This window comes from Idiomarina aquatica (assembly GCF_004362895.1).
In the GTDB taxonomy this organism is placed as follows: Bacteria; Pseudomonadota; Gammaproteobacteria; order Enterobacterales; family Alteromonadaceae; genus Idiomarina.
The window spans coordinates 1-12,972 of record NZ_SNXI01000033.1 but is presented as its reverse complement, the minus strand read 5'-3'; the positions used below and the strand labels follow the sequence as shown (position 1 = coordinate 12,972).

Annotated in this window: 9 protein-coding genes; 4 read left to right on the top strand and 5 right to left on the bottom strand. The window is 50.0% G+C overall.

Going from position 1 to position 12,972, the window contains the following annotated elements; translation table 11 throughout:
* Nucleotides 1–174: 174 nt before the first annotated feature.
* The 3 genes from DEU29_RS13495 to DEU29_RS13485 form a co-directional block, all read right to left on the bottom strand.
* Nucleotides 175–429, bottom strand: coding sequence for a type II toxin-antitoxin system Phd/YefM family antitoxin (locus tag DEU29_RS13495; RefSeq protein WP_133540893.1), 255 nt, complete (start codon nt 427–429; stop codon nt 175–177).
* A 142-nt stretch (nt 430–571) separates the two neighbouring features.
* Nucleotides 572–3,160 carry a bifunctional aconitate hydratase 2/2-methylisocitrate dehydratase gene (acnB, locus tag DEU29_RS13490; RefSeq protein WP_133540891.1) on the bottom strand — a complete coding sequence of 863 codons (2,589 nt, stop codon included), beginning with the start codon at nt 3,158–3,160 and terminating at the stop codon, nt 572–574.
* An 85-nt stretch (nt 3,161–3,245) separates the two neighbouring features.
* Nucleotides 3,246–4,139, bottom strand: a complete 894-nt coding sequence (locus DEU29_RS13485) for a LysR family transcriptional regulator (protein ID WP_133540889.1) — start codon at nt 4,137–4,139, stop codon at nt 3,246–3,248.
* Between the two features lie 100 nt (nt 4,140–4,239).
* On the opposite strand from DEU29_RS13485, the gene DEU29_RS13480 reads away from it, so the two are divergent.
* Both DEU29_RS13480 and DEU29_RS13475 read left to right on the top strand, forming a co-directional pair.
* Nucleotides 4,240–5,316: an efflux RND transporter periplasmic adaptor subunit gene (locus DEU29_RS13480; protein ID WP_133540887.1), complete on the top strand. Its 1,077-nt coding sequence runs from the start codon at nt 4,240–4,242 to the stop codon at nt 5,314–5,316.
* Nucleotides 5,316–8,375: an efflux RND transporter permease subunit gene (locus DEU29_RS13475; RefSeq protein ID WP_133540885.1), complete on the top strand. Its 3,060-nt coding sequence runs from the start codon at nt 5,316–5,318 to the stop codon at nt 8,373–8,375. The genes DEU29_RS13480 and DEU29_RS13475 overlap by 1 nt, the downstream gene beginning before the upstream one ends.
* Nucleotides 8,376–8,494: 119 nt before the next feature.
* Here the strand turns inward: DEU29_RS13475 and DEU29_RS13470 are convergent, their stop codons facing one another.
* Complete coding sequence (locus DEU29_RS13470; RefSeq protein WP_133540883.1) at nt 8,495–10,246, bottom strand: DUF885 domain-containing protein; 1,752 nt, start codon at nt 10,244–10,246, stop codon at nt 8,495–8,497.
* 42 nt (nt 10,247–10,288) lie between these two features.
* Here DEU29_RS13470 and DEU29_RS13465 point away from each other — a divergent pair, with 42 nt between their 5' ends.
* The gene (locus tag DEU29_RS13465) at nt 10,289–11,329 is read left to right on the top strand and encodes a Dyp-type peroxidase (RefSeq protein WP_243734619.1); all 1,041 of its coding nucleotides are present in this window, start codon (nt 10,289–10,291) and stop codon (nt 11,327–11,329) included.
* Here DEU29_RS13465 and argR read toward each other — a convergent pair.
* The gene (gene argR, locus DEU29_RS13460) at nt 11,305–11,778 is read right to left on the bottom strand and encodes a transcriptional regulator ArgR (RefSeq protein ID WP_133540881.1); all 474 of its coding nucleotides are present in this window, start codon (nt 11,776–11,778) and stop codon (nt 11,305–11,307) included. The two genes, DEU29_RS13465 and argR, sit on opposite strands and share 25 nt — an antisense overlap.
* A gap of 130 nt (nt 11,779–11,908) precedes the next feature.
* Here argR and mdh point away from each other — a divergent pair, with 130 nt between their 5' ends.
* Nucleotides 11,909–12,838 (top strand): malate dehydrogenase, encoded by a 930-nt coding sequence (mdh, locus tag DEU29_RS13455; RefSeq protein ID WP_133540879.1) that lies wholly within the window; start codon nt 11,909–11,911, stop codon nt 12,836–12,838.
* Nucleotides 12,839–12,972 lie beyond the last annotated feature (134 nt).

Genomic DNA, 12,972 nt, shown 5'->3' with positions numbered 1-12,972 from the left:
TAAATGCCGCACTCAATATCCGTGATAAAGGTGCTCTGGAATTAAAGGCGGCTGGACAGTCGTTTCTGCTTATGGAAGCTGCGTAAGTCTCGATACTATCGAGCAACGGCTAACGAAATAAGAAGCATCGCCTGATAAGGCGGTGAGTAGTCACTTCAACCTGCCACGGCATGATTAAAGGTGCTTATTATCATGCTTTTCAGCTAAAAGTTGTTTAGCCTCAGCCACTGATAACGTCCGTTTTTGCTGAATATCGCGCTCTGCTAAATTTACCAACTTTAACAGCGCGATAGCTTCGTCCCGCTGCCGAGCGCTGGCTTCTGATTCAATACGGTAGACGGGGTTGCCCCCCTGAGTGACTACTATAGGCTCTTCAACGTTTAGTGACGCCGCATTTTGTTTAATGTAGCTAATGGTTTTTATCTGCATAACCGAACCTCCTCCGTAGTGAACTAAATATAGTCCATTAATAGACTGGCGGCAAGTTGGGTATAAAACCTGGATATAAAAATTTGGGTATAAAAAAAGCGCCCGTTTGGGCGCTTTTTGGTTTGGTGCGCTGCGCGCAGGGTTAAGCCACGTTTATGGTCGGGATGATATTTTCCTTGGCCGCTTTTTCTGCGTCGCGGAAGGCATCCATTTGGTCGAAGTTGAGGTATTTATAAACTTCGCCAGCCATCGAGTTAATGTCTTGTGCGTACTCCAGGTACTCTTCCGGCGTTGGTAAACGGCCGACGATAGCACCGACCGCTGCTAATTCAGCAGAGGTCAGGTAAACGTTCGCACCGTCACCTAAGCGGTTCGGGAAGTTACGAGTCGACGTTGACAATACGGTTGCGCCAGCTTCTACACGAGCCTGGTTACCCATACACAGCGAACAGCCCGGCATTTCGGTACGCACGCCGTTACGCGAATAGATATCGTAATAGCCTTCGGTTTCCAGCTGTGCTTTATCCATCTTAGTTGGTGGTGCAATCCACAAACGCGTGTTCAGCGGGTCAGAGTTCTTCTCTAACAGTTTACCCGCCGCACGGAAGTGACCAATGTTGGTCATGCACGAACCAATGAACACTTCGTCAACTTTGTCGCCGGCAACTTCGCTTAAGAACTTAGCGTCGTCCGGGTCGTTCGGGCAGCAGACGATTGGCTCTTTAATTTCGTCCAAATCGATTTCGATAACTTCTGCGTATTCCGCATCTTTATCGGCACGCGTCAGAGACGGATTCTCAAGCCATTCTTCCATCTTACGAGCACGACGCTCAAGCGTACGCGCATCGCCGTAGCCTTCGTTGATCATCCAACGTAACATAGTGATGTTAGAGCGCAGGTATTCACTAACTGAATCTTCTGACAAGTTGATGGTACAACCCGCTGCAGAGCGCTCTGCTGATGCGTCTGACAGTTCAAACGCCTGCTCAACAGTCAGGTGCTCAAGACCTTCGATTTCCAGGATGCGACCTGAGAACGCGTTTTTCTTACCGCGTTTTTCTACGGTCAATAAGCCGTCTTTAATAGCAAACGCAGGAATTGCGTGAACCAGGTCACGTAGGGTAATACCCGGCTGCATTTTACCTTTAAAACGCACCAGTACTGACTCTGGCATATCCAGCGGCATAACACCGGTTGCAGCTGCGAAGGCAACCAAACCAGAGCCTGCCGGGAACGAAATACCCAGCGGGAAACGTGTATGCGAGTCACCACCAGTACCGACGGTATCCGGCAACAACATACGGTTCAGCCAGCTGTGGATAATACCGTCATTTGGACGCAACGACACACCGCCACGGTTCATAATAAAGTCGGGCAGGGTATGCTGAGTTTCAACGTCAACCGGCTTAGGGTAGGCTGACGTGTGGCAGAAAGACTGCATAACCAAGTCGGCGTTAAAGCCAAGACAAGCCAAGTCCTTCAGTTCGTCACGAGTCATTGGACCGGTGGTGTCCTGCGAGCCCACGGTAGTCATTTTCGGCTCAACGTAAGTGCCGGGACGCACGCCGTCCATACCACAGGCTTTACCCACTAACTTCTGTGCCAGGCTGTAGCCTTTGTCACTGTCTTCTGGCTGCTCTGGGGTCAGGAATAAGTCAGAGTGACCTAAGCCCAGTGATTCACGCGCCTTGGTGGTTAAGCCACGACCAATAATCAGGTTGATACGGCCACCGGCACGCACTTCGTCAAGAATAACGCGTGACGCATAGTCGTACTCGGCGATAACGTCGCCCGCTTCGTTTTCAATTTTGCCTTCGTATGGGTAAATGGTAATGACATCACCCATATTCATTTTTTCGACGTCGGCTTCAAATACCAACGCACCAGCGTCTTTCATGGTGTTGAAGAAGATAGGTGCGACTTTGCCGCCAATACAGATACCGCCCGCACGCTTGTTCGGCGTACCCGGCATGTCTTCACCAATGTTCCACAGGACAGAGTTGGTTGCTGATTTACGCGAAGAGCCAGTACCTACTACGTCGCCTACGAAAGCAACCGGGTGACCTTTTTCTTTCAACTCTTCAATCTGCTTGCCTGCATCAGTGATGCCTTCGCGAGGCATTTTGTACATGGCTTTGGCATGCAGTGGAATGTCAGGACGTGACCAGGCGTCAGGTGCTGGTGACAGGTCGTCGGTGTTGGTTTCGCCGGTAACCTTAAAGACAGTCGCTTTAATTTGGTCTGCCATTTTGTCACGGCTGGTGAACCACTCACCTTCGGCCCATGACTCAACCACTTCTTTAGCCAGCGCATTACCGGCTTTCATTTTCTCTTCAACGTCGTGGAAGGCGTCAAACATTAAGATGGTGTGCTTTAATTCTTCTGCCGCTAAGCGACCTAGATCAGCGCTGTCCAATAACTCAACCAAAGTCACGATGTTGTAACCACCGTGCATATTGCCAAGCAATTTAACCGCGTCTTCTTTGCTGATAACCGGGCTTTGTATTTCGCCTTTTACCAGTGCGCTTAAAAAGCCAGCTTTTACATAAGCAGCTTCATCAACACCTGGTGGTACACGCTCAGACAATAGTTCTACTAAGAATTCTTCTTCACCTGCTGGTGGGTTCTTCAGTAGTTCAACAAGATCGGCTACTTGTTCTGCCGTTAGTGGTTTCGGAGGGATGCCCTCTGCGGCACGCTCTTCCACGTGCTGACGATATTCTTTAAGCACTCGTATTACCTCTCATTTGCTTGCATGGTTTGAATGCCGCGCATTATACGGAAATTAGCGCCAAATTCCCATGTTATGGGGGCATTCACGCAATAAATGCGGTGAATGCCATGTCCCACAGTGATGTCGCCGCGGGACCGAGTGAACGTGAGGCCGATCGAATCAGGTGAACCTCTAAATCGACTTGTTGGACAAAGCCGGGAATCGATATTTCATGCAGCTGACCGCTGGCAAGGTAAGTGCGTACCATATGCTTCGGAATAACTCCCCAACCGAGGCCGGCGAGTAATAATTCCCGTTGCGTCGACACGTCATTGGCCTGAATACGACGTTGGCTTGGTAGCCGCAAAATAGCGTCCATACTGATACCAACGTCAAGGTTTTGCGGTATCAGCATGGGTAGATTCAGTAATTGTTGGCGGGAACGCGGCATACCGCCGGCCGAATTAACCAGCGTGTCCGCAATGACTACGGTTAATTCAAATGGCGCTATGGCAATGGTTTCAAAATCACCATACTGACGAAATAATGGTAACCACGGGCAAATGGCAAGATCGACCTCACCTTGATTAACGCGTCGCAAACTGCGCAATTGAGATTCGCCTTCTATGCGGATCTCTGTTGCTGGATAGTGACGCTGCAGCTCACTAATACTTTTTAACCATAGACTGGCGTCACAAGTGTGGTCATAACACAGCGTGACGTGCGGTTCAGCGCCTTCGCGTAAGCTATCGGTGAGTGTTTGCAGACGTTGGTGCTGGCGCAAAACCTCTTCGGCCTGGCGCAGGTATTGTTGGCCGTGGGCAGTCAGCTTTAGGCGGTAGCCACTGCGATCAAACAACGCGAAGCCAGCTTCTTGCTCGAGCTTCTTGAGCGCCATGCTAATCGCCGACTGGGTTTTATACAGTCGCTGTGCGGCTTGTTGAAGGCTGCCGGTATCCGCGACCGCCTGCATCATTTTTAAATGCGAGATGTTCATAAAAGCTGATTAACTTAACAATATTAATTCAATATTACTGTAGTTAATTTATGGCTAGAATAATAGCTAAATGCTCGATATTAACGACTGAGAAAATCCCATGCGTGCGTTACTAATTTCTGCTTGTTTACTAATTATGCCGTTACTGCTGCTATCCGGCTGTAGCGAGGCGCCTACTGAATCAGTGGCGCAAAAGCCACCGCGACCGGTGAAAATAGCCGTGGTCGAGGATGCGGCGGCAGCGCAATTGCGCGAATTCCCGGCGGTGGTACAAGCGACAGAAGTCGCTCAGTTAACCTTCCGCGTAGCGGGGGAAATTACACAGCTTCCGGTGCGCGCCGGAGCAGACGTTAAACAGGGGCAGCTGATTGCGGCACTCGACCCGAAAGACTATCAATTAGCGGTGGATCAAGCCAAAGCGCAATATGACCTGGCTTCATCACAATACCGACGCAACGAAAAGTTGGTTCAACAAGGGGTAATGTCCGAAGCACAGTTTGATCAAATTGAGTCGCAGCTGGCGGTGGCAAAATCAAATTATGAAACTGCCCGGGCCAACCTCGGCTATACCGAGTTGCGGGCTCCCTTTGATGGCGTGGTGGCGCGTCTGGCGGTGGAAAAATACGAAAATGTTCAGCCACAACAACCGATCGCAACACTGCAAATTGCCGATGCCATTGACGTGGCTATTCAAGTGCCGGAGAACCTATTTGCACGCGTGGCTAAACGATTGGATTACGAGCCATTGGTTGCTTTTGATGCGGCGCCGGAACAACGCTTTTTAGCGCACCTCAAAGAATGGGATTCGCAAGCAGACCCGGCAACCAACACTTATGAGGTGGTTTTTACTCTGCCCAAACCTGCTGAGTTAAATATTTTACCAGGTATGACAGCCACCGTTATGGTGGATTTAAACAAAGTGCTGAGACGCATGCTGGATGGCGTTTTGGTGCCGTCTGCTGCTGTATTTACTGACGCGCAGGGCGGCAGTTATGTTTGGCGGGTCAAGGATGATATGACGGTCGAGCAGGTAGAGGTGAGCACCGGTAACATGACCAATAACGGGTTGCTGATCAGCACGGGCCTGAATGCGGGCGATCGCGTCGTTGCTGCAGGGGTACAACAACTGCAGGCGCAGCAGCAAGTGCGTGAATGGAAGCGCGAGCGGGGGCTGTAATGAATATTGCCCAGTACAGCATGGAGCGCAAAACCAGCAGTTGGCTGCTGCTGTTAATTCTGCTTATTGGCGGGTTAGTTAGTCTAACTCAGCTAGGGCGGTTGGAAGATCCTAAATTTACTATCAAGCAAGCCATGGTTATAACGCAATACCCGGGCGCATCGGCACAGCAAGTGGAAGAAGAAGTCAGTTACCCGCTCGAGAACGCGATTCAGGAACTCAGTTACGTGGATCACGTGCGGTCAATTTCTAAGCCCGGACTGTCGCAAATCACCGTTGAGATGAAGTCGATTTACCGCGCAGATGATTTGGAACAAATATGGGATGAACTGCGGCGTAAAGTGAATGACGCTGCGCGGGCGTTGCCGCCGGGGACCAAAACGCCGATGGTACGCGATGATTTTGCCGATGTTTACGGGGTACTGCTGGCAATAACCGGCGATGGTTACTCCTATCAGGATATCGAGCATTATGCCGACTTTTTAAAACGCGAGTTGGTATTGGTTGATGGCGTAGGCAAAGTGGTCGAAACCGGCCAACAGCAACAACAAGTGGTGGTCGAGGTTTCGCGCGCCAAACTCAGTAACGTGGGTATTCCGCCGGCACGCATCGCTAACTTATTAACGACGCAAAACACAGTAGCCGACGCCGGAAGAGTTACGATCGAAGACGAGGCCTTTCGTATAGCGACCAGTGGCGAGTTCGAATCGGTCGAAGAACTTGCCAGCTTAGTTATTTCCAACCCCGGCGCCGAGCAACGTATTTCTCTTAAAGATGTAGCTGATGTGTATCGCACCGTGGCGGAAATTCCACAGCAAATTGTTCGCTATAATGGCCTGCCGTCGGTGTGGCTGGGATTGTCCTTTGCCGATAACGTGAATGTGGTCGATGTGGGAGAACGGGTTGAATCGCGGCTGGACGAGCTGAATTACGCACAACCCATCGGCATGCAACTGGCGCGTATTTATGATCAACCGCATGCGGTCGAAAACTCAGTTAACAACTTTCTACTGAACCTGGTTGAAGCGGTCGCTATCGTGATTATTGCGTTATTGCTGACAATGGGGTTTCGCAGCGGGTTATTGATTGGTTCGGTGTTGTTGCTGACGGTATTAGGCACCTTCATTTTTATGAATGTGTTTGCAATCAATCTGCAACGGGTATCGCTGGGGGCGCTTATTATTGCGCTGGGTATGCTGGTGGATAATGCCATTGTTATTGCCGATGGTATAGCCGTAGGTATGCGGCGCGGGCAGTCAAAATTGCAAGCCGCGGTGATTACGGTAAAACAGAATCAATGGGCTCTGCTAGGGGGAACTGTTATTGGTATTATTGCGTTTGCGCCCATTGGTTTATCCGCTGATGCGACCGGAGAGTTTGCCGGCAGCTTGTTCTGGGTGCTGTTAATCTCGTTGTTGTTAAGCTGGATTACTGCACTGATACTGATTCCGTTTTTAGCGGACCGACTGTACTCGCAAAAAGACATCAACAGTAACACTGGCGGTGACACCAATAGTGATGTGTATAGTCACCCGGTGTACCAGGCCTATCGTCGGTTTTTGCAGCTTTGCCTGCGTCATAGAGTCTTCACCATGTTATTAATGGCTGCGTTATTGGTGGTATCAGCAGCAGGCTTCAAGCAAGTCAAGCAAGCCTTTTTTCCGCCATCGACCACGCCCATGTTTTATGTCGACTTATGGTATCCGCAGGGCACGGACATACGTACCACAGCACAGGATTCGAGCCGACTTGAGCAGTTTTTGTTGCAGCAACCGCAAGTGGTTTCAGTATCAACTACCGTTGGCCAGGGAGCTCCGCGATTTACCCTGACTTACCTGGTGGAGAAGGCTTACGAGAGTTATGCTCAGTTGATTGTGCGGGCGCAGGATACTGAGGCGATGGAACAACTCATGGCCAAAGTGAGGGAGCAAATTCGTCGTGCTCACCCGCAGGTCGAAGACAAGCTGGTGCGCGTCGAGATAGGTCCGGCAACGCCGGCTAAAATCGAAGCTCGTATCAGCGGAGCCGAGCCTGAGGTGCTGCGCCAGTTAGCGAAGCAGGTTGAAACGATCCTGCGCGATGATCGGGGCGCGATGAATATCCGTCATGACTGGCGCAATAAAACCAAATTATTGCGGCCGCGATTTGATGAATCGGCGGCACGCCGTCTTGGCGTAACCAAGCAAGATGTGAATGATTTACTGCGCACCAATTTTGTTGGCCGTCAGGTGGGGCTTTATCGCGATGGTACAGAGCTGTTACCGATCATCTCGCGGGCACCGGCCAGTGAACGAGTTGATCTGGATAATTGGCAGGAGTTACAAATTTACAGTCCGGTGATGGATCGCTATTTGCCGCTGGCGCAGGTAGTCCGGCGTATTGATGTGGAGTGGGAAAACGCATTGATTATGCGGCGTGACCGCAAACGCACCATCACGATAATGGCGGATCATGATGTGTTGGGCGAAGAAACCGCAACGGCAGTATTTGAGCGTGTCAGACCTAAAATTGAAGCATTGGAACTACCCTTAGGTTATCAACTGGAGTGGGGTGGCCAATACGAGGCTGCTAATAAAGCGCAGTCAGCCTTGTTCAGTTCGTTGCCGCTTGGTTTTCTGGTGATGTTCATTATCACTGTATTGTTGTTTAACTCTGCGCGTCTGGGGCTGGTATTGTGGACCACAGTACCACTATCGATAGTGGGGGTTACCGCAGGACTGTTGATACTGGACAAGCCCTTTGGTTTTATGGCGTTGCTGGGCTTTTTAAGTCTGTCAGGTATGCTTATCAAAAATGGCGTGGTGCTATTAGAGCAGGTCAATGTGGAACTGGCTGAGGGTAAAGCGCCACATCAAGCGTTGGTGGATGCGTCGGTTAGTCGGGTCAGACCGGTGGCGATGGCTGCGGCAACCACTATTTTGGGTATGTTACCGCTGTTATTTGATGACTTTTTTGCCAGCATGGCAACGGTGATTATGTTCGGGCTGGGCTTTGCCACAGTACTAACACTTATCGTGGTACCGGTGATGTACTTACTCATCGCCCCACAACCGCGCTAGGCGTCGCCTCCGGCGACTTGCCGGGCGGCACGTGCTGCGCCGTGCCTTGCTCGGCGCAGCACGCGCTGCCTGGCAAGCGGCCGCAGGCCGCGCCTAGCGCTCGAATTCAACGCCTGGCGTTATTGTTGTTTTATCCAGTCGTTGATGTGGGCTTCCAGGATGTCGAGTGGGACACTGCCGTTTTCCAGTATCGCATCGTGGAATTCGCGGATATCAAAATCAGCGCCCAGTTCGCTTTCAGCTTTTGCGCGCAGCCGCTTGATTGTTAGCTCACCTAGCTTGTAAGACAACGCCTGTGCCGGCCAGGTAATGTAACGATCAATCTCGGTCTTTACATTATGTAGCGACAGCGCGGTATTGCTGGCCATAAAATCAATAGCTCGCTCGCGGCTCCAGCCTTTTGCATGCATACCGGTATCGACCACCAGTCGGGCCGCTCGCCACATTTCATAACTCAAGCGGCCGAAGTTGCTGTATGGGTCCTGGTAAAAGCCGGCTTCGAGGCCAAGGTATTCTGAGTAAAGTCCCCACCCCTCGCCGAACGCTGAAATATAGGTTTGTTGGCGATATTCCGGCACACCTTCAAGCTCACCGGCGATCGCATTCTGCAGGTGATGCCCGGGAACTGCCTCGTGCAGCGTCAGGGCTTCCATCTGGTACATTGGGCGACGATCCAGTGCGTAGGTGTTTACCCAATAGAAACCGGCGCGGTCGTCGCGGTTAGTGCCCGAATAACGACCCGTAGTATATTTAGGTGCAATCTCTTCTGGTACCGGGGCTATGCCGTAGGGCTTACGCGGTAAGGTTTTAAAGAACTTAGGCAGTTCGCCGTCCATTTTCTTGGCAATCCAGGCAGCATACTGCAACAGCTCTTCAGCTGTTTCCGGATAGAATTGCTCGTCTGTACGCAAAAAATTGACGAAGGCATCGAAGTCTCCGTCGAATCCGGTTTGCTCAATAACACGAAGCATTTCGGCCCGGATGCGGGCGACCTCCTGCAGGCCAATATTATGTATCTCGTCGGCGCTCAGGTCAGTGGTGGTGTAATGCTCGATGCGATTTTTATAGAACGCGTTACCTTCCGGTAATTCGCTGGCGCCTACTGATTCACGGGCGTTTGGTAAATACTCACTGACCATAAAGGTAAAGTAGTCGTCATAGGCCGGCATGACTTGTTCATCGATAACCTGGCGCGCTTGCTGTTGTAGCTGCTGCCATGTTTGATCATCTATAAACTTAGGCTGTTGATTGAACGGGTCGTAATAAACACTATCAGACGCGTCCTGTACGATATACGCCAAAATACTTTCTTCGAAGCCGGCCATTGCTGCTTTAGGTTGCGTATAACCTTGCTCAATAGCCTGTCGTAACCATGCGGTTTGTTGTTCCATATAACGGTTTATGGTGCCGAGTTTGGCGACGTAGTCGCGATAATCCTGTTCGCTATTAAACTGCGTGTAGCCGGGCATAAATGCCAACGAGCTGTGGAACGAGCCTTCTGCTGTCAGTGGCATCAGGTGTGCTTTAAAACGATACTCATCGACATGGTTTTTTAACGTATAGTGGATCATTGCATGGTTAATTTTTTGCTGTTTATCCAACTGTGTTGTGTCGATAGTGTTAAGCTGTTCCAGCCATGCTTTATTACGCTGATAACGTTGCTCTAATGCGTCCGCGGACATATCCGGTAGTGCTGTTTTGTGCGGCGCTGACAGCGCTTGCCAAATTTTATCAGCGAGTTCAGTGAACTGTTCAGATTGTGAGCTGGCAACAACCGCGTTATTGTTAGTTGTTGAAGCGGTCGTATTGGCTGGCTGGCTGGCACAACCGGCCAGCGACAACATAGCTAAAGCAATGACAGTCTTGCGCATGATTTTTCCTTGCGAAGCAATAGTAAATAGAGGCATTCTATAATGCCTGCAGTTCATAGCAATGTAAAAGAACCGACCAAAAAACATAAAACGGGGTTAACTTTGCTCAAAGCTCAATCCGGCGTCTGCGCCGAACCTAACCTGCACGGGTTAACGTTATTCTGCAATGTCATGACCGACGATGTTGACGCGGTGCGGGGGAAAATAGCGCGCATACCAGATATCATTAAGGAACTGGATGACCGGTTTTCTGAATCGATGCTGAATGGTTTTATTGCCATTGGCGCTGACTACTGGGATGTGGTTTACCCGGAAAAAAAACCACTGCATTTAAGACGTTTTCCTGATTTGGCACAAGGTGATCGGGATGCGCCGCGACAACCCTTTGACCTGCTTTTGCAAGTTCGTTCAGATCGCTTTGACGCCAATTACCTGGCGGGGCGAACCTTGCTCGAATGGTTGGGTTATGACGTGGAGGTCGTTGAACAATTGCGCACCTTCCGTTACCTGGATGGTCGCGACTTAACCGGATTTATTGATGCACCGGATAATCCGCGGGGCTTACGCAAGCGCAGTGTGGCGTTACTGGACGAGCAGATGGATAGTGAGTTTGCCGGTGGCAGCTATTTGTTTTTGCAAAAATTCCGTCATGATTTGCGTCATTGGGATCACCTCGGCAGTGATAAGCAACAGCAATTGATGGGGCGAGACAAAGTATCGGGCGAGCGTATGTCGGAAGCAGAAATTGAGGGCGTTACCCACGCGATAAAAACGCGGCTGGTTGGCGCAGATGAACAGCCCATCCCGCTATTGCGACAAAACATGCCATGGGGCGATTTACGCGAACAAGGGCTACTGGGGCTGTATTTTAGTAATCAGCCAAAAGCTGTGACTGAGTGGTTAAAAAGTCGTTATTTAGAGGACGAGCAGGGTCATTATGACCCGCTACTGGACTTTACCCAAGCCGTAACCAATGCCAGCTTTTTTGTGCCCTCAACCGACTTTTTAAAACGCTATCGTTATGCGGTGCAACGGGATTTACTAAACGAGACTGTGGATCAAGTATCAGATACGACCGAGTGAGTGGCAAACAATTCTTTGACTTTGGTCAGGGTAAAGTCAATTTCTGAAACCTTTAATGGCGCAATAAAAATGGTGTCATCACCGGCGATGGTTCCCAGTACACCCTCTTTTTTGCCTACTGAGTCAAGTAGACGGGCAATCAATTGTGCAGCACCGGGGCTGGTACGGATAATAACCATAACATCATTATGCTGAATATCCAGAACAAGCTGATTTAATGGTGCTTTGGCTGAGGGGACACTCATTTCAGCGGGCAAACAGTAGACCATCTCCTGTTTTGCGTTGCGGGTTCTGACAGCGCCATGTTTACTTAACATACGCGACACTTTGGATTGGCTGACATTGCTGAATCCCTGCGCTTTTAAGGCATCAACGATTTCAGTTTGAGAGCCATAACGCTCTTCTTTAAGTAAGGCTTTAAACGCGTCCAGTAAATCAGCTTTGGTCATGTTATTGAATCCGCAGGTTAGCGAGTAAATTTGTAATTTTTACCCTATTAGAGTACAGTTTTGCGCCAAATATTGCATAACTATTCTATGCTTATGCAGTATCTTATCAACCAGTTAAATGGAGTCTGAGATGAAAGTAGCCGTATTAGGTGCGGCCGGTGGTATCGGCCAGGCATTGTCATTACTTCTTAAAACTCAATTACCTGCGGGTACAGAGTTATCCTTATATGACGTTGCGCCGGTTGTTCCGGGTGTAGCCGTTGACCTTAGCCACATCCCGACTGACGTTAAAGTCACTGGCTTTGGTAAAGATGATCTCGCGTCAGCTTTAGTCGGTAGCGATATCGTGTTAATCCCAGCCGGTGTGCCACGCAAACCAGGTATGGATCGTTCAGACTTGTTTAATATGAACGCAGGTATCGTCGCTAACCTGGTACAGGGTGTTGCAGACAACTGCCCTGACGCATGTGTCGGTATTATCACTAACCCGGTAAACACGACAGTGCCTATCGCTAAAGAAGTACTGAAAAAGAACGGTTGTTACGATAAGCGTAAACTGTTCGGTGTTACCACATTGGATGTTATCCGTTCAGAAGCATTCGTTGCTGAATTACGTGGCTTAAACCCGGCTAACGTTAATGTACCGGTTATTGGTGGTCATAGCGGCACCACAATTTTGCCATTGTTATCTCAGGTAGAAGGCGTTGAGTTTACTGAACAGGAAATTAAAGATCTGACACACCGTATTCAGAATGCCGGTACTGAGGTTGTCGAAGCAAAAGCTGGCGGCGGTTCAGCGACCTTGTCTATGGGTCAGGCAGCAGCGCGTTTCTGCTTGTCACTGGTGAAAGGTCTGCAAGGTCAGGACACGATTGAGTGTACTTACGTTGAAGGCCCTGGTGATCACGCAACTTTCTTCGCGCAGCCGGTACGTTTGGGTAAAAATGGTGCCGAAGAAGTACTGCCTTACGGCGAAATCAGTGCGTTTGAAAAGCAATGCATGGATGACATGCTGGACGGCCTGAAAGGCGACATCCAACAAGGCGTCGACTTTCTGTAACTTGCGCCTTGGCGCAAGCAAAAAAGCCGCGCTGATGCGTAATGCCGATCAGTTAAGAAATTTTTAGCGATCGGTTGACCGATCCGGCAGAGCCTTCAAAATCCATAGTCAGACTCTCTGGCTATGGATTTTTT

Excerpts from the sequence above, each read along its gene's own strand:
- DEU29_RS13495 (WP_133540893.1), bottom strand. The coding sequence starts at position 429 with ATGCAGATAAAAACCATTAGCTACATTAAACAAAATGCGGCGTCACTA.
- DEU29_RS13485 (WP_133540889.1), bottom strand. The coding sequence starts at position 4,139 with ATGAACATCTCGCATTTAAAAATGATGCAGGCGGTCGCGGATACCGGC.
- DEU29_RS13480 (WP_133540887.1), top strand. The coding sequence starts at position 4,240 with ATGCGTGCGTTACTAATTTCTGCTTGTTTACTAATTATGCCGTTACTG.
- DEU29_RS13475 (WP_133540885.1), top strand. The coding sequence starts at position 5,316 with ATGAATATTGCCCAGTACAGCATGGAGCGCAAAACCAGCAGTTGGCTG.
- DEU29_RS13470 (WP_133540883.1), bottom strand. The coding sequence starts at position 10,246 with ATGCGCAAGACTGTCATTGCTTTAGCTATGTTGTCGCTGGCCGGTTGT.
- DEU29_RS13465 (WP_243734619.1), top strand. The coding sequence starts at position 10,289 with ATGCCTGCAGTTCATAGCAATGTAAAAGAACCGACCAAAAAACATAAA.
- argR (WP_133540881.1), bottom strand. The coding sequence starts at position 11,778 with ATGACCAAAGCTGATTTACTGGACGCGTTTAAAGCCTTACTTAAAGAA.
- mdh (WP_133540879.1), top strand. The coding sequence starts at position 11,909 with ATGAAAGTAGCCGTATTAGGTGCGGCCGGTGGTATCGGCCAGGCATTG.